The following is a 17,504-nucleotide window of genomic DNA, read 5'->3' as shown; positions in this document are numbered from 1 at the left end:
GGGATACGGTCCAAGGCCCCCCGTTTTCTGTTTGTAAGTTGCACTATATCCCCTAGGAGGTTTTTATATTATGCGTAGAACGAAAATTGTATGTACCATTGGACCGGCTTCTGAGAAGCGTCTTCCTGAGATGATCGAAGCTGGGATGAACGTTGCCCGTCTCAACTTCTCACACGGTGACTATGAAGAGCACGGAGCTCGTATCCGTGACATCCGTGAAGCGGCGAAAGCAGCGGGTAAAGTTGTCACTGTTCTTCTCGACACAAAAGGTCCAGAGATCCGCACGCATACATTCGAAGACGGTAAGGCACTTCTTGAAAAAGGAAAAGAAGTCACAATCGTCTCAACGGAAGAAATCGTCGGAACGAAAGATCGTTTCTCTGTGACGTACGAAGGACTCTACGATGATGTGGAAGTCGGTTCACACATCATGCTCGACGACGGTCTCATCGGACTCCGTGTCGTTGAAAAGCTTGATAACCGTGATCTCCGTTGCGTCATTGAAAACGAAGGAATCATCAAGACGAAGAAAGGTGTTAACTTGCCAAACGTCAAGGTAAACCTTCCTGCCCTCACGGACAAAGACATCGCGGACATCGAGTTCGGGATCTCACAAGACATTGACGTGATTGCAGCATCATTCGTACGTCGTGCATCTGACGTAGTTGAAATTCGCCAACTTCTCGAGAAACATAACGCATCACACATCAAGATTTACCCGAAAATCGAGAACCAAGAAGGTGTCGATAACATCGAAGAAATCTTGGCAATCTCTGACGGTTTGATGGTAGCCCGTGGGGACCTCGGAATTGAAATCCCGACAGAAGAAGTGACACCAGTTCAAAAAGAACTCATCAAGAAGTGTAACGATCTCGGGAAGCCGGTCATCACAGCAACGCAAATGCTTGATTCAATGCAACGTAACCCGCGTCCGACACGCGCGGAAGCATCAGACGTAGCAAACGCAATCTTGGATGGAACAGACGCAGTCATGCTTTCTGGTGAAACAGCTGCAGGGGACTACCCAATCGAATCTGTTCAAATGCAAGCTGCAATCGCAGAGCGTACAGAACGCATGCTCGACTACAAAAACTTGTTGAAAGATCGTCAGAAGCGCAGTGAGCACACAGTGACGGATGCGATCTCTCAAGCGGTTGCGCACACGGCAATCAACTTGAACGCCAAAGCAATCTTGACACCGACACAATCAGGTTATACGGCTGCTCGTACAGCGAAGTATCGTCCTGAAGCGAACATCATCGCGGTGACAGAATCGGAGCGCGTTGCGCGTCAATTGAACCTCGTATGGGGCGTATATCCAATCGTTGCTGAAACAATGCCGAACAACACGGATGAAATGTTGGTTCAAGCATCGGAAGCGGCACGTCACGCTGGATTCGTCACTGACGGTGACCTCGTTGTCATCTCAGCTGGTATTCCTGCGGCGACAGCTGGTACGACAAACATGATGAAAGTCCACATCGTTGGTCACGCTCTCGCAGACGGGCGTGGAATCGGTGAGCGCGGTGTTGTTGGAGAAGTCGTTGTCGCGAAAAATGCGGATGAAGCAAATACAAAAGCGAAAGACGGCATGATCCTTGTCGCACCATTCACAGATAAAGAAATGATGCCTGCGATCGAAAAAGCGGCTGGAATCATCACAGAAGACGGCGGATTGACGAGCCATGCTGGGATCGTTGGACCATCACTTCGCAAGCCAGTCATCGTAGGTGTTGATGCAGCGACAGCATCGCTTCGTGACGGTCAGATGATTTCAATCGACCCACTCACAGGTAAAATCTACAACGCATAATTGAACGACAATCGAACCGGCCTTCTACAAAGGTCGGTTCTTTTTCCGTTCAAAGAAAGGAATACGTATGAGTGCATATCTATTTTTATTGATGCTTGTCTTAATCGGTGTCATTTCAAATAACCAATCTGTCATTATCGCAAGTAGCGTCTTGTTGATCATCAAAGCAATCGGATTCGGAGACCAGTTATTTCCGACACTTGCATCGAAAGGAATCAGCTGGGGTGTGACAATCATTACGATCGCAGTTCTCGTCCCCATCGCGACCGGCGATATCGGGTTTAAAGAATTGTGGAATAGTATTAAAGGGCCGGTCGGGATTGTCGCATTTGCCTCAGGGATGTTCGTTGCCATTGCTGCGGGGCAAGGTGTACAACTGATGCGTGTCGACCCGGTCGTCACCACGGCACTCCTCGCAGGTACGATTCTAGCGGTTGGATTCATGAAAGGGATCCCCGTTGGACCGCTTGTCGGAGCTGGTATCGCGGCATTGATTTTAGGTGGATATCAAGTTATTGAAAAATGGTTTTGATATTTTCTGACAACTGAAGCCGCTTACATTTCTTTTTTGCAATAAATTGTTTATACTATATAAAGGACAGGGTAAACGGAGACTGGGTGAATGCAGGGGAACAACCCGTCCCGTATCCTTATTCCCTATAAACAGACTGTTTTTACGGTCGACCACTTTATTCAAGACTGAGGGGGAGTTATGAATGTCAACGACAAAAGGGTTAGAAGGTATTGTGGCAGCAGCCTCAAAAGTCAGCTCAATTATTGACGGACAATTGACTTACGGAGGATACACCATTGATGATTTAGCGGACAACGCCACATTCGAAGAAGTAGTGTTCTTATTGTGGAACGACCACTTACCAAATGCAGAGGAATTGACAGCGCTCTCAGATGCGCTTGTAAAAGAAGCGACATTGCCTGAAGAGGTGATTGATACGTTAAGACGTGCACCGAAATCAGCCAATGCAATGGCGACGATTCGTACGGCACTTTCGCAACTCGCTCTATATGATGCGGAATCTGAAGACATGAGTGACGAGGCCAACATGCGTAAAGCGATTCGCCTACAAGCACAAGTCGCTACAATCGTGACGGCATTCGCCCGTCTTCGTAAAGGGGAGCAGCCGGTCGCACCGAAACCAGGTCTTTCTTACGCTGCGAACTTCTTATACATGCTAAACGGTGAAGAGCCGAGCGATGTAGCAGAAAAGACGATTGATAAAGCGCTCATCTTACACGCAGACCACGAGTTGAATGCTTCGACATTCACTGCTCGCGTTTGTGTAGCGACGCTCTCGGATATGTACTCAGGTGTCACGGCGGCCATGGGGGCACTCAAAGGGCCACTTCACGGTGGTGCGAACGAAGCGGTAATGAAAATGTTGCACGAGATCGACTCGGTCGACCGTGTTGAAGAATATGTTCGTGGCAAATTCGAGCGCAAAGAGAAGATCATGGGCTTCGGTCACCGCGTTTACAAGGATGGCGACCCACGTGCGAAACATTTGAAAGAAATGAGCCGTCAGTTGACTGCTCAAATCGGCGAACCGAAATGGTATGAGATGTCTGAGAAAATCGACCATCTTGTCGAAACGGAAAAAGGTTTGAAACCAAATGTCGATTTCTATTCAGCTTCAACTTATTATGCGCTCGGTCTCGAAGAAGATCTATTCACACCAATCTTCGCCGTATCTCGTATGTCTGGCTGGATTGCGCACATTCTTGAACAATATGCGGATAATCGCTTGATTCGTCCACGTGCGGAATATGTCGGTGAAACGAGCCGTAAGTATGTTCCGGTAAACGAACGTTAATTCGAGACACATTTTAGACAAAAGTTTGGTAAACTAACAAGTGACGTAGGTCGGCGCACGCGTCGACCTACAGTAATGTACTTAGGGGGATTCATTATGTTGACACAAGGACAAAAGATTACAGTTGAAAACGGTGTATTGAACGTACCAAATGTACCGACCGTACCATTCATTATCGGTGACGGAACAGGTCCTGACATTTGGAATGCGGCTGTTCGCGTATTTGACGCTGCGGTTGAAAAAGCATATGGCGGCGACAAGAAAATCGAATGGATGGAAGTATATGCTGGGGAAAAAGCATATAACGAAAAAGGCGAATGGCTCCCGACAGAGACACTTGATCAAATTCGTGAGTACTTGATTGCCATCAAAGGACCACTTACGACTCCGGTCGGTGGAGGAATTCGTTCATTGAACGTCGCACTTCGTCAAGAACTCGATTTATATACATGCCTTCGCCCAGTTCGTTACTTCACAGGTGTTCCTTCACCAGTAAAACGTCCTGAAGATACAGATATGGTCATCTTCCGTGAAAATACTGAAGATATCTATGCTGGAATCGAGTACGCTTCAGGAAGCGATGAAGTAAAAAAACTCATCAAATTCTTGCAAGACGAGATGAATGTCAACAAAATCCGTTTCCCAGAAACATCAGGAATCGGAATCAAGCCAGTTTCTTCTGAAGGAACAGAACGTTTGGTTCGTGCAGCAATTGAATATGCGATTGCGAACAACCGTAAATCTTTAACGCTCGTCCACAAAGGGAACATCATGAAGTTCACAGAAGGCGCCTTCAAAAACTGGGGTTATGCACTCGCTGAAGCGGAGTACGGTGACAAAGTGTTCACATGGGCACAGTATGACCGTATCAAAGAAGAATCTGGTGAAGCAGCTGCTAACGAAGCTCAGTCGAAAGCGGAAGCTGAAGGGAAAATTATCGTCAAAGATTCAATCGCTGATATCTTCCTCCAGCAGATTTTGACTCGTCCACGTGAGTTCGACGTTGTTGCGACGATGAACTTGAACGGTGACTATATCTCAGATGCCCTTGCTGCTCAAGTAGGTGGAATCGGGATTGCACCTGGTGCGAACATCAACTACATCACAGGTCACGCGATCTTCGAAGCGACACACGGTACTGCTCCGAAATACGCGGGTCTCGATAAAGTAAACCCATCTTCAGTCATCCTTTCAGGTGAGATGATGCTCCGCCACATGAACTGGAACGAAGCGGCGGACCTCATCATCAACTCAATGGAGAAAACGATCGCTTCGAAAGTTGTCACATACGACTTCGCACGTCTCATGGACGGCGCGACAGAAGTGAAATGTTCAGAGTTCGCGGATGAATTGATTAAAAACATGTAAGACGACCGAGGAGGAGAGCTCATGATTCGTCGTAACAAAATTTCTGTTATTGGAAGTGGCTTCACCGGTGCAACGACTGCACTGTACTTGGCTCAACGTGAGCTAGGGGATGTCGTACTGCTCGATATGGAAGAAAAAGTAGGACCGACGAAAGGGAAAGCGCTCGACATGCAAGAAACGGCACCGATTCAAGGGTTTGATTCGTGGGTCACAGGTACGTCTGATTACGCGGACACGGCCGATTCCGATGTGGTTGTCATTACCGCGGGAATCGCGCGCAAGCCGGGGATGAGCCGGGACGACCTCGTCGCAACGAACGCAAACGTCATGCGCTCGGTTGTGAAAGAGATTGCCCGTTACTCTCCAGACGCCATCCTGATCGTATTGACGAACCCAGTAGACGCCATGACGTACGCGGCGTTCAAAGAATCAGGGTTCCCGAAAGAACGCGTCATCGGTCAATCCGGTGTATTGGATACGGCTCGCTTCCGAACGTTTGTGGCACAAGAGCTGAATGTTTCTGTCAAAGACGTATCCGGATTCGTCCTTGGAGGTCATGGAGACGAAATGGTGCCTCTCGTACGCTATTCTTACGCTGGAGGCATCCCGCTCGAAAAACTCATCCCACATGAGCGAATCGAGCAAATCGTTGAACGGACACGAAAAGGTGGCGGCGAGATTGTCCAACTACTGGGCGATGGCTCGGCGTATTATGCGCCAGCCGCTGCCATCGTGGAGATGGTCGAGGCGATTGTAAAAGATCAGCGTCGAATCTTACCGGCCATCGCATACCTTGAGGGAGAGTACGGATTCCATGATTTGTATCTTGGCGTCCCGACGATTCTTGGTAAACATGGAATTGAGCAAGTGTTAGAGCTCGACTTGACGGATGAAGAAAAAGCAGCGCTATCGAGGTCTGCGGATTCTGTCCGCTCGGTATTAAGCGTCTTATAAGTTTGAGGTGCTTCCTGTCATGTTGCAGGAGGCACCTTTTTTGCGCCTTCTCTCTTATCGAACATGCTACACTGAAAGTGGATTTGTTTTGTTTTTGTAAAGATTTGCTTTGAGGTTGGTCGTTTCAAGCATTGATTTGTAAAATAGAAAGTGACATTTGATGGTTTAAGAGGAGGAAGCAGTGTGGCTGATAAAGTAATTGTTGTCGACGATGAAGTGTCGATTGCGACATTATTGAAATTTAATTTAGAACAAGCTGGCTTTGAAGTAGAGACGGCGCACGACGGCAAAACCGGATTGGAATTGGCTGAGAAAAAGGACGCCGTGCTCATTGTGCTCGATTTGATGCTCCCGGAGATGGATGGACTTGAAGTGTGCAAACGACTTCGTCAGCAAAAAGTCAATACACCGATTTTAATGCTCACGGCAAAAGATGATGAGTTTGACAAAGTATTGGGGCTCGAGCTCGGAGCGGACGATTATTTGACGAAGCCGTTCAGCCCACGTGAAGTAGTCGCGCGCGTCAAAGCGATTCTTAGACGTTCTGCCCCGCAAGAATCGGCGGTTGAAGAGGACGTCATTCAAATCGGAGATGTTAAAATCGTCACTTCAAACTACGAAGTGTTCAAGCAAGGGGAGCGCCTCGAGTTGACGCCGAAAGAATTTGAATTGTTAGCCTATTTGGCGAAAAATAAAGGACGCGTGTTGACGCGAGATCAATTATTATCGGCCATTTGGAATTATGACTTTGTGGGTGATACCCGGATTGTTGATGTCCATATCAGTCACCTTCGTGAAAAAATTGAACCGGTAACGAAGAAACCGACCTATATTAAAACGATTCGTGGTCTTGGCTATAAGATGGAGGAGCCGACTTCGGAATGAAGACGTATCGCTCTAGATTTATGACGACTCTCATTTTTCTTGTGACCGGTGTCTTGTTGACGCTCGGGATTGTCCTTGGGCAACTCTTCAAAGACTTTTATCTGGATTCTGAACGAGACCGTCTAAAAGAAGATGCTCAATTGGCAGCCCTCTACCTCGAAGGAGGCGAATTGGACGAGATTCGTGAGTATGTCGGTCAAATCGATGACGGAAGCAGCTTTGATATTCTCCTTCTCAATAGTCGGATGGAGGTAATCGCTGGCACGCCGTTTCGCGTCGGGTCCATCGATTACAAAATTGATCCGAATATGGTCCCTGAGGAAGGGACGTTCGGTGAAGCGGATGAGGACGAGTTGATTCAATATACAAAACCGATCGAACTTTCGACGGGTGGGACAGTCTATTTAACATTCATCCGTTATGTATCGGATTTAGAAGGGGTGTACAATCGCATCTGGTTGACGATTGCCCTCGCGCTCTTCTTCTCCTTCTTCATAATTTTATTCGTGCTCCAACATTTGACGAATCAATTTATTCGACCAATCGATGAGGCGACGATCGTTTTGCGGGAACTGGCGGACGGGAATTATCGGGCCCGTGTGTATGAACTCAGAAATGATGAAGAGACCGGTAGCCTAGCAGGGTCAATCAACGTGCTTGCCCGGAATTTGGAGTCGATTTCTCTCGGGGAGTCCGTACAACGGGCGAGACTCGAATCGTTAATCGAGTATATGGGGGCGGGTCTTCTGCTCGTCGACGAGCGAGGGATTGTCACGTTGGTCAACCGCTCTTATCGTGAAATGTTCCAATACGATGATTTAACGATTGGACAATTTTATCACGGGATTCTACCGAGTCCTGAAGTAGAAACACTGATCGAAGACGTTTATCTGACGGAAGAGGTCCACCGCCGTCAGTTATCGATTCGAACGGGATTCAATCAAAAAACGTATATGGTATCCGCAGCACCGATTTTCAGTGACACCGGGATGCTTCGCGGCACGACGTTACTGTTTAACGATATCACGGAACTGAAACGACTTGAGAAGATGCGGAAAGATTTCGTGGCGAACGTTAGTCATGAACTGAAGACACCGCTCACATCCATACGTGGGTTTAGTGAGACGCTTCTTGATGGGGCGAAAGAAGTCCCGGAACTTCGAGACCAGTTTTTAGACATCATCCAGAAAGAAGCGACACGGATGCAGATGCTTGTTGAGGATCTCCTTGAATTGTCGAGATTGGAGCGGGATGACTTCCAAATGGAGTTGGTGTCCGTCGATCTGAATCAGCTCGTCGATGAGGTCTGTCTCCTGCTCAGTCAAAAGGCGAGCAAGAAGTCGATTCAGCTAGAAACGAAACACGAGGGAACGGTCGTCTTGCAAGCGGACCTGAACCGAATGAAGCAAGTCATCATGAACTTGGTCGCCAACGCCATCAACTATTCACCAGAAGGAAGTCGTGTCGACATCGCCGTGGAAGCAATGGCAGATTCCTATAAACTTCGCGTCAAGGACAACGGAATCGGGATCGCCGAAAAAGAAGTGAGTCGTATTTTTGAGCGCTTCTATCGTGTCGATAAGGCAAGAAGTCGGAACTCGGGTGGAACTGGCCTCGGACTCGCCATCGTGAAACACATCATCGATTTGCATCATGCCACGATCGACGTAGAGAGTGAGGAAGGCAAAGGAACGACGTTTACCATTACATTCCCTCGGGTTTAACAATGACTTTATCGTTCGTTCATATTTACTTTACAAAACCTTGCTATTCTATGAATGAGACCTCTTCATCATCTCGTGACTCGATCGGTGCTCATCTCCACACGATCGAGAATTTGGCCCTTTTCTATTCGTAGAAAAGGGTCTTTTTTTTCGAACGCATGTACCCGTATGGTATGATGGTTGAAGAGAAGAATGGAGGTCGATTGAATGAATAAACTACTAGTCCTTGATGGGAACTCCTTAACATATCGTGCGTTTTTTGCACTGCCTCCGATGTCGGATGCGTCAGGTCGGAATACGAATGCAGTGTATGGGTTTACGATGATGTTATTGAAACTAATGGAAGATGAGCAACCGACTCATTTTGCTGTGGCGTTCGATGCGTCAAAGAAAACGTTCCGTCACGATACGTTCGCGGAATACAAAGGTGGACGTCAAAAGACACCGGGAGAATTGCGTGAACAATTTCCGCTCGTGCGTGACGTTTGTCGGGCGTTTGGCATCTCTGTCTTAGAGCTCGATCAATACGAGGCGGATGATATCATCGGGACGCTCTCAAAAGACCCGACTTTTGATCAGGTGACGGTTGTGACGGGGGATAAGGATTTACTTCAATTGATCAATGAACGTGTGACGGTCTATTTGACGAAACGAGGCATCACCGACGTCGAGAAAATGACCGTGACCGCGTTCAAGGAACGCTACGACGGACTACAACCGATTCAGATGATTGACCTAAAAGGATTAATGGGAGATAAATCTGACAACATTCCTGGTATTCCAGGGGTCGGGGAAAAGACGGCACTGAAGTTGATTGCCACATACGGTACCGTCGAGGCCCTTTACGAACATACGGATGAGTTGAAAGGGAAGCAAAAGGAAAAAGTAGAGGCGAATGAACAAGAAGCGAAAATGTCGAAACAGTTGGCGACCATTTACACGGATGTACCGATTGATGTGACGATGGATGATCTTCTCTTTAAGCCATATGACGCTTCGGTCGTCAAAACGTTATTTATGGATTTACAGTTCAAGTCACTCATCGGCAAACTGACGGATACCTCTTCAGAAGAACCGGTTGAAAAAGCGGAACGACCAACAATCGCGTTGGCCGATCAAGATTTATCGCGAGCTGTGTTAATGCTTGAACAGCTGAATGATGATTATTTTGAAGAAGACGTGATTGGAGTGGCGATCGCTTCGGAACGAGGTGTCACGATTGGAGATGTGACGCTTCTTGAGGACGAACGGGTCAAGGAATGGATCGAAAACGAGACGAAGACGACGATTTGTCTCGATGCGAAGCAGACAATTATTCAATTGAAACGTCACCAATTGGCACTGCGTGGGTATGAAGACCTGCTTGTCGCAGGGTATTTGCTCAACCTATCTGGTGGGACGTCTCTCAGCTCGATTGCCGCACACTTTACGTATCCTCTTGAGGAAGATGAAACGGTCTACGGAAAAGGTGCAAAAATCAAGGTGCCGGAAGAGAATGTTTTTCATGCTCATCTCGCAGAAAAGGCGTACGCCATCTACACATTGTTTGAACGCATTGTTTCGGAGTTGAAAGAGAATGAACAGACAGAACTCTATGAGGCGCTTGAAAAACCACTCGTCTCCGTATTGGCCGAGATGGAGTGGGCTGGTATCCACGTAAATGTCGAAACGCTTCAACATATGGAAACGGACCTGCGTGAACGTCTAAATGCACTTGAGGTCACGATTCATGAATTAGCCGGGGAACCGTTCAACATCAACTCACCGAAACAGTTAGGGGTCGTATTATTTGAAAAACTGTCACTCCCTCCTGTGAAAAAGACGAAAACAGGATACTCAACGGCAGCGGATGTCCTCGAAAAATTGGCACCGCTTCATCCGATCATTGAGAAAATCATGCATTATCGTGAACTTGGCAAACTTCAGTCCACGTATGTCGAGGGCTTGCAGAAAGTCGTGAAGGATGATGGCAAGATTCATACGCGTTATACACAGACGCTTACTCAAACGGGACGGCTTTCGTCGGTTAACCCGAACCTTCAAAATATTCCGATTCGATTAGAAGAAGGGCGTCGCATCCGTAAAGCGTTTACCGCGAGTGAACCGGGATGGGTACTTTATGCGGTCGATTACTCTCAAATCGAACTGCGCATCATGGCACATATGTCACAAGATGAGAAGATGATGGCAGCCTTCCTTCACGATGAGGATATTCATACGTCGACGGCGGCGAACGTGTTTAAAGTTTCCACTGAAGAAGTTACGTCACTCATGCGTCGTCAAGCAAAAGCCGTCAACTTCGGAATCATCTATGGCATCAGTGATTATGGACTCTCACAAAACCTAGGGATTACACGGAAAGAAGCGCAGACCTTTATCGATACGTACTTTGAACAGTTCCCTGGGGTGAAGACGTTCATGGATGCCGCGATTGAACGGGCACGTGAACACGGGTTCGTCGAGACGATGTTGAAACGACGCCGGAACATCCCGGACATCCATTCTCGTAATTTCAACTTGCGTGGGTTTGCTGAACGTACCGCAATCAACACACCGATTCAAGGAACGGCAGCGGACATTATTAAAAAAGCGATGATTGATGTCGATCATGCGTTAAACACGTCAAAACTTCAATCTAAGCTGTTGTTACAAGTACACGATGAATTGATATTCGAAGGTCCGGCCGAAGAGATGGAAGCATTAGAAAAACTTGTGACCGAAGCGATGGAACATACGGTCACACTTGATGTCCCGTTACGTGCGGACGGAGCGGTTGGAACGACATGGTTTGACACGAAATAAACGGATAGAAAGGAAATCAGTATGCCAGAATTACCAGAAGTCGAAACGGTCTGTCGTAGGTTGCGACCTGCCGTTTCAGGAAAAACGATTCAGTCTGTCGATGTCCTTGACCCTAAAATTATCCGCGGACTCGACCCCGAAGAATGGGTTCACCATTTGATAGGAGAAACGATTACGGATGTGGAACGTCGGGGGAAATTCATCTTATTCAAATTGACGAACGGGTATCTCGTCTCCCATCTTCGGATGGAAGGGAAGTTTTTCCCTTATGACTCCATTACAGAACCGGTAAAACATACACATATCGTGATTACGTTCACGGACCAATCGACTCTACACTATAATGATGTCCGTAAATTCGGTACGATGGAGTTGCGGACGAATGAAACGATTCATACCACACCACCGCTCTCATTACTTGCGTACGAGCCGTTTGACGAGCGTGTGACAACCGAGGTGTTACACCGACGTTTAGAGCGCATGAAGACACGCGCGATTAAGACCGCCCTCCTCGATCAATCCATCTTTGTTGGATTAGGTAACATCTATGTAGATGAGACGTTGTTTCGTGCGGGTGTCCATCCGACACGACCGGCCGCAAGTTTGTCACGTGAAGAAGTCGACCGTGTGCGGACTGAAGCCATTGCTGTCTTGACTGAGGCCATTGAGCGTGGAGGTAGTACGATTCGCAGTTATGCCAATCCAGATGGGGCCACAGGAACGTTTCAAGAGAGGCTCTACGTGTATGGACAGACCGGAGAACCGTGCCGCCGATGCGGACATGAAATTGAAAAGATGAAATTGGGCGGGCGAGGTACGCATTACTGTCCGCACTGTCAACAACGTTAAGGGGTGGACGTGTATGTTGAAGATTGGATTGACTGGTGGAATTGCAACCGGGAAGTCTACGGTATCGCGACTGTTTCGAGAACGAGGCATTCCGATTATCGATGCCGATTTGATTGCTAGGACGGTCGTTGAACCAGGAGGAAAGGCGATTGAGGGGGTAAGGGCCGCATTTCCAAAATGTTTTGTGGGCGACGTGCTGAACCGTCCTGCGCTCGGTCGGGAAATCTTCCATGATGAAGCAAAACGTCAGCAATTGAATCAATTGATGCATCCAGCGATTCGAGAAGAAATGAACGAGCAAATGCGAACGTATGAGGCATCGGGGGAACCTGTCGTCATTTTTGATATTCCCTTATTGTTTGAAGGGACGATGCTCGATCTGGTTGATTATTCCGTCGTCGTCTATTGCCGTGAAGAGATTCAACTGATGCGTCTCATGGAACGGAATGGATTGACGAAAGAAGAGGCGTTAGCCCGTATTCGTTCACAGATTCCAATTGAAGATAAAAAGCACCAGGCGGATTTCCTCATAAACAATAATGGGGCATTAGGGGACCTCCCTCCACAAATCAATCGTCTGGTCGAACAGTTTCAAACGATACAAAAAGAAGGCGACTGATATCGCCTTCTTTTTAGTTTAATGGATCGGATTCTGGAGACCCTTTTTTCCATGTATCATAAATCGCACGTCCATCACTAGGATGACCGTTCGAATAATAGATGGGATAGAGTGAGAAGAAGATATAGTAGAATGAGAAATAGGCGAACTGATACGTATAGAGTGTCGGTTCAATATCTCGTCGAAGAATGAACGCGTTGACGATTAAGATGCTCGCTAAATTGAAAATGGCTCCACCGCCATAGACTAGCGTACGGGTGACCTTGTTGCTCCATCTTAAATCAGTGAACTGGCACCATGCATCGTAAAAATAAACACGATTTACTTGTAAACGACCTACTTTAAATAGTTTCTTCCCGGTACCGATTTGCATATCGAGTGAGCCGCCGAACAACTTTGCGAAGAAGAAGTGTCCAAGCTCATGAATTAACGTCACAATCGGTAAAATGATAAAGAACGAAATAAAGAATTTATCGATATCTCCCCAATCAAACATCATGACGCCTCCTTTCTCTTGTCTGTTACGCCAAGAAATTTCCCTCATTTTCAAAAAATAAACAAAGAAAAACGGAAAAAATGTGACGAATCATAGTGAAAACGCTTACAGCTATCCGTTATAATGAAACCGTAATGTAGAAAAAGGGGGATCTATCATGGGGACAAAAGTGGCAATTAACGGATTTGGTCGAATCGGAAGAATGGTATTTCGAAAATTGATGCTCGAGGGACGTCATGAAGTGGTGGCGATTAACGCAAGTTATCCGGCGGAAACACTTGCGCATCTCATTAAACACGACTCGATTCATGGTCCATTCGGATTGACAGTACGTGCGCATGGGGATGCGCTCGAAGTCGATGGGAAACGGATTGAACTCATTTCGGAACGTGATCCATCACGCTTGCCTTGGTCAGACCTTAAAATCGACATCGTCGTCGAAGCGACCGGGAAGTTTAACTCTGATAGCGGGGCACGACTTCATCTCGAGGCAGGGGCGAAAAAAGTGATTTTGACCGCACCGGGTAAAGGGGATTTACGAACGATCGTGATGGGGGTCAATGATCGTGACTATCGCCCGGAGGAAGATCATATCATCTCAAACGCATCGTGTACGACGAACTGTCTCGGACCTGTCGTGAAGGTCTTACATTCGACGTTCGGTATTGAAACGGGACTGATTACGACCGTTCACGCCTATACGAACGATCAGAACAATATTGATAACCCGCATAAAGATTTGCGTCGCGCGCGCGCGTGTGGCAGTTCCATCATCCCGACATCGACGGGAGCGGCTAAGGCGATTGGTCTTGTGATGCCGGAACTACAAGGAAAGTTGAACGGAATGGCACTCCGTGTGCCGACTCCGAACGTATCACTTGTCGATTTGGTCGTCGAACTCCACCGAGATGTCACGGTCGATGAAGTCAATGAAGCGTTTGAACGGGCAGCGTTTGGAGAAATGACAGGTATTTTAGGCGTTTCTCACGAACCGCTCGTCTCTATTGATTTTAACGGGGACGATCGCTCGTCGATTATCGACATGGATTCGACGATGGTGCTCGGCGGAAATCATGTCAAAGTACTCGCATGGTATGACAATGAATGGGGCTATTCATGCCGTGTCGTGGACTTGTTGGACATGGTGGCCAGCTATCTTCAAATCGGTCAGCAAGAAACACACGCCTAAAAAATATTACGTTCAGGAAAATATTTTTTGAATTTTTTTATCAAATGTCTTGTAAGGACGTCCCAAACACGTTACACTCAATTTCGTGAACTTCAATTGGTCTGACAAACGCAACTTAAAGGGTTAGGACCTCTTAGGACTAACTTGCCCCCGTGGTTGTGGGCGATTCAGGCACAAAGTGAGTGATCATCAACTACTTTGAGACCATTGATGTAAAGGGGGATCCACTAATATGGATACTATGGGACGTCACATTATTACAGAACTTTGGGAGTGCAATCCCGACAAATTGAATGATATCGACTACATCGAGCGTTTGTTCGTCGATGCTGCTCTTCGTTCGGGCGCTGAAGTCCGCGAAGTTGCATTCCACAAGTTTGCGCCACACGGTGTAAGTGGAGTCGTCATCATTTCAGAATCACACTTAACGATTCACAGTTTCCCAGAACATGGCTATGCGTCAGTTGACGTGTTTACATGTGGAGATCGAATCGATCCGGCTACAGCATCGCAGTATATTGCTGAAGGATTGGATGCAAAAGTACGTGAAGATGTGAAACTTGAGCGTGGAATGGGACCGATTCGTGTTCCGGAAGCGCAAGTGGCAATCAGCAAATAAATCAGATTGACCTTTTGAGGCTGGCCGTTTAATGGTCAGCCCTTTTAATTGTTTTGTTGTCGCCTTAATTTTGATATGCTTAACGTATATAACTCAGGCGTTGAGGTGGATTATGGGACTGTTAGATAAGTTACAAACACATATTGAAACGAAAGATACACATAAAAATGAAATGCTCCAAACACGTTACTATGCGGCATCGTCACATGCGATGTTGCAATGGTTAGAAGGAAAGATTCAAGAGAACGGACAGACGGTTCGTCGAATCGATGCAAATCGAGGGGAACTTTCATTTGTAGGGGAAGGTTGGGACGGGCTCATCACGATTGTTCAAGTGGATGGCGGTCGGACGGCAGTCGATTTCACATTAAACCGTGAGCAGCGACTCGGTGCAGACCTCTCGCAAATTGTATCGCACTACTACGAGGCACTCACGCAACAATTCCCGCTACGTGCTATTGGAAATAAAACAGTCGAACGATAAGGAGGTTTGAGCATGCGTTGTCCGAAATGTGATCATAATGGAACGAGAGTGCTCGATTCCCGTCCGGTGCAAGACCATTATTCGATTCGACGTCGTCGTGAATGTGAAAAATGTGGGTATCGGTTTACAACGTTTGAGACGGTCGAACAGACACCGCTCATCATTGTCAAAAAAGATGGAAATCGTGAAGAGTTCAGTCGTGAGAAAGTACTTCGCGGCATTATTCGGGCGTGCGAGAAACGACCGGTCACACTTGAACAGCTCGAAGGGGTTGTGACGAAAGTCGAACAGCAACTCCGTGCCCTCGCCCAGTCAGAAATTCCAAGTGAACAAGTAGGCGAGCTTGTGATGAATGAACTTGCACGAGTCGATGAAGTCGCATATGTTCGGTTCGCATCGGTTTATCGTCAATTCAAAGACATCACGGTGTTCTTTAAAGAACTTGAAGATTTAATGAAGCAAGAAAATTCGACCAACTAAAGGGCGGCCTGCTGGTCGCCCTTTTTCAAGGGAGAGAGCCATGGAGAAAGAACGTACAATCTTTGGGACGGACGAATTGTTAATCATGAGTACCGGTCTTGTCGACCGTGAATCGTACCAGTCCCTTTACCACTTATATCAACCTGTCATCGGAGTGAAGGCGCTCGCACTCTATCAAACGTTATGGAGCGAACTGAAGCCGGGCAAAATGAAATCCAACTATATGTCACATAGTGCATTATGTGAGATGTTGGAGTTCTCTATCAATGAGTTAATGGACAGTCTGTTCCGTTTAGAAGCGATCGGGTTAGTGCGCACCTATAAAACAAAAGACGCTCGATTGACACAATACGTCTATCAGTTACGCGTCCCGCTTGCACCGCACACGTTTTTGAATGATGGGTTACTGTCGAGTTTCCTCTTCTATAAAGTCGGGGAAGTACGATTCAAACAACTGCAAGGGCGTTTTACGATTGATCCGTTGCCGGCAGGCATCGTCGAGGTGACAAAGGACTTCAATGAAGTGTTTGATGTCAAAGGAGTAAACCATCGTGCGTTCACACAAAAAAATTATGAAAAGCCGGACCGGGCAAAGATTGAAATCAACTATTCGTTCGATATGGAAATTGTGAAAAAACTGACGAATTTTCCAGTTGGATTTTTCACGAAAAAATTAGACGAAACGATCACAAAACTGGCCTACGTGTCTCAACTCGATGAAGAGACGATGGCTGAGATGTTAAAAGAGTATTTCGTCCATGAGGCGTATCTGCCACTCAGTGAGCAAGAGAAGCGGGACGGGTGTCGTCAAATGGTCTTACAATTGAAAAAGAAACAGACGCGCCATCGGAAAGAGAAGACCGTCGAACTTGAACAGACGAAACTAGGAGACTTGCATGACCCTGAGGTGATGGAGTCCGCACATCCGCATCAATATGTCTCGACGCTTCGGAAGACCCCGCAACTTTCAAAGAGTGATGAACAGTTAGTCATTGAACTCGTCGACACACTCGGTCTCGCGCCAGGGGTCATCAATGCGCTCTTCTATTACTGTATCGAAGTGAAGAAGCAGACGCGGCTGAGCGAGAACTATGTCTTGCGCATTGCGACAAGTTGGAAAACAGCAGGCTATACGAACGCAAAAGAAGCGCTAGAGCGTGAAGAATCTCAAGATGCGCTCATCGAGAAGAAACAACAAAAACGCGAGAGCGTGCAACGCACCACGGTCGGGTCACGACGGAAACCCCAGCAAGGGGATATGCCGAAGTGGCTCGAGGATGAGGCGAAACAACAGCGCTCATACGACCAAGCGAGGAAAAAGGAACTTGAGTCGTCCGTTCCGGATGACGCGGAACTCGTGAAACTATTAAATGAATTGAAAGAGAAGGGGTGA

16 protein-coding genes are annotated in these 17,504 nt (G+C 47.2%); 15 read left to right on the top strand and 1 reads right to left on the bottom strand.

The window, feature by feature from the left end:
• Positions 1 to 70: 70 nt before the first annotated feature.
• The 10 genes from pyk to coaE all read left to right on the top strand — a co-directional run bounded on the left by pyk (position 71) and on the right by coaE (position 12,843).
• Complete coding sequence (pyk, locus tag KNO72_RS05690; RefSeq protein WP_214757481.1) at positions 71 to 1,813, top strand: pyruvate kinase; 1,743 nt, start codon at positions 71 to 73, stop codon at positions 1,811 to 1,813.
• Between the two features lie 67 nt (positions 1,814 to 1,880).
• Positions 1,881 to 2,345: a DUF441 domain-containing protein gene (locus KNO72_RS05685; RefSeq protein WP_012726718.1), complete on the top strand. Its 465-nt coding sequence runs from the start codon at positions 1,881 to 1,883 to the stop codon at positions 2,343 to 2,345.
• A 184-nt stretch (positions 2,346 to 2,529) separates the two neighbouring features.
• Positions 2,530 to 3,642 (top strand): citrate synthase, encoded by a 1,113-nt coding sequence (citZ, locus tag KNO72_RS05680; protein ID WP_214757479.1) that lies wholly within the window; start codon positions 2,530 to 2,532, stop codon positions 3,640 to 3,642.
• Positions 3,643 to 3,741: 99 nt separating this feature from the next.
• Positions 3,742 to 5,010, top strand: coding sequence for an NADP-dependent isocitrate dehydrogenase (icd, locus tag KNO72_RS05675; RefSeq protein ID WP_031423152.1), 1,269 nt, complete (start codon positions 3,742 to 3,744; stop codon positions 5,008 to 5,010).
• A gap of 21 nt (positions 5,011 to 5,031) precedes the next feature.
• The gene (gene mdh, locus KNO72_RS05670; RefSeq protein WP_078147188.1) at positions 5,032 to 5,964 is read left to right on the top strand and encodes a malate dehydrogenase; all 933 of its coding nucleotides are present in this window, start codon (positions 5,032 to 5,034) and stop codon (positions 5,962 to 5,964) included.
• Positions 5,965 to 6,147: 183 nt separating this feature from the next.
• Positions 6,148 to 6,849 (top strand): response regulator transcription factor, encoded by a 702-nt coding sequence (locus tag KNO72_RS05665; RefSeq protein WP_074036521.1) that lies wholly within the window; start codon positions 6,148 to 6,150, stop codon positions 6,847 to 6,849.
• On the top strand, positions 6,846 to 8,573 hold the full coding sequence (pnpS, locus tag KNO72_RS05660) for a two-component system histidine kinase PnpS (RefSeq protein ID WP_214757477.1): 1,728 nt from the start codon (positions 6,846 to 6,848) through the stop codon (positions 8,571 to 8,573). The genes KNO72_RS05665 and pnpS overlap by 4 nt, the downstream gene beginning before the upstream one ends.
• A 207-nt stretch (positions 8,574 to 8,780) precedes the next feature.
• The gene (gene polA / locus KNO72_RS05655; protein WP_078147186.1) at positions 8,781 to 11,375 is read left to right on the top strand and encodes a DNA polymerase I; all 2,595 of its coding nucleotides are present in this window, start codon (positions 8,781 to 8,783) and stop codon (positions 11,373 to 11,375) included.
• Between the two features lie 21 nt (positions 11,376 to 11,396).
• On the top strand, positions 11,397 to 12,224 hold the full coding sequence (gene mutM / locus KNO72_RS05650; protein ID WP_214757475.1) for a bifunctional DNA-formamidopyrimidine glycosylase/DNA-(apurinic or apyrimidinic site) lyase: 828 nt from the start codon (positions 11,397 to 11,399) through the stop codon (positions 12,222 to 12,224).
• Positions 12,225 to 12,237: 13 nt separating this feature from the next.
• Positions 12,238 to 12,843, top strand: coding sequence for a dephospho-CoA kinase (coaE, locus tag KNO72_RS05645; RefSeq protein WP_012726710.1), 606 nt, complete (start codon positions 12,238 to 12,240; stop codon positions 12,841 to 12,843).
• A gap of 13 nt (positions 12,844 to 12,856) precedes the next feature.
• Here coaE and KNO72_RS05640 read toward each other — a convergent pair whose 3' ends face one another.
• Entirely contained in the window at positions 12,857 to 13,339 is a 483-nt protein-coding gene (locus tag KNO72_RS05640) for a site-2 protease family protein (protein WP_012726709.1), read from the bottom strand.
• Between the two features lie 157 nt (positions 13,340 to 13,496).
• Between KNO72_RS05640 and KNO72_RS05635 the strand changes: the two genes are divergently transcribed.
• From KNO72_RS05635 to KNO72_RS05615, 5 genes are all read left to right on the top strand, one after another.
• Positions 13,497 to 14,528, top strand: coding sequence for a glyceraldehyde-3-phosphate dehydrogenase (locus tag KNO72_RS05635; RefSeq protein WP_078147184.1), 1,032 nt, complete (start codon positions 13,497 to 13,499; stop codon positions 14,526 to 14,528).
• A gap of 232 nt (positions 14,529 to 14,760) precedes the next feature.
• Entirely contained in the window at positions 14,761 to 15,147 is a 387-nt protein-coding gene (gene speD / locus KNO72_RS05630; protein ID WP_012726707.1) for an adenosylmethionine decarboxylase, read from the top strand.
• Positions 15,148 to 15,259: 112 nt separating this feature from the next.
• Entirely contained in the window at positions 15,260 to 15,631 is a 372-nt protein-coding gene (locus KNO72_RS05625) for a hypothetical protein (protein ID WP_214757473.1), read from the top strand.
• A 12-nt stretch (positions 15,632 to 15,643) separates the two neighbouring features.
• On the top strand, positions 15,644 to 16,111 hold the full coding sequence (gene nrdR, locus KNO72_RS05620) for a transcriptional regulator NrdR (protein ID WP_012726705.1): 468 nt from the start codon (positions 15,644 to 15,646) through the stop codon (positions 16,109 to 16,111).
• 40 nt (positions 16,112 to 16,151) lie between these two features.
• Positions 16,152 to 17,504, top strand: a complete 1,353-nt coding sequence (locus tag KNO72_RS05615) for a DnaD domain protein (protein ID WP_012726704.1) — start codon at positions 16,152 to 16,154, stop codon at positions 17,502 to 17,504.

Origin of the sequence: Exiguobacterium sp. s123 (assembly GCF_018617075.1) — a bacterium.
Classification (GTDB): Bacteria; Bacillota; Bacilli; order Exiguobacteriales; family Exiguobacteriaceae; genus Exiguobacterium; species Exiguobacterium profundum.
The sequence above is the reverse complement of the archived record's forward strand: the minus strand, read 5'-3'. Positions and strand labels throughout refer to the sequence as shown.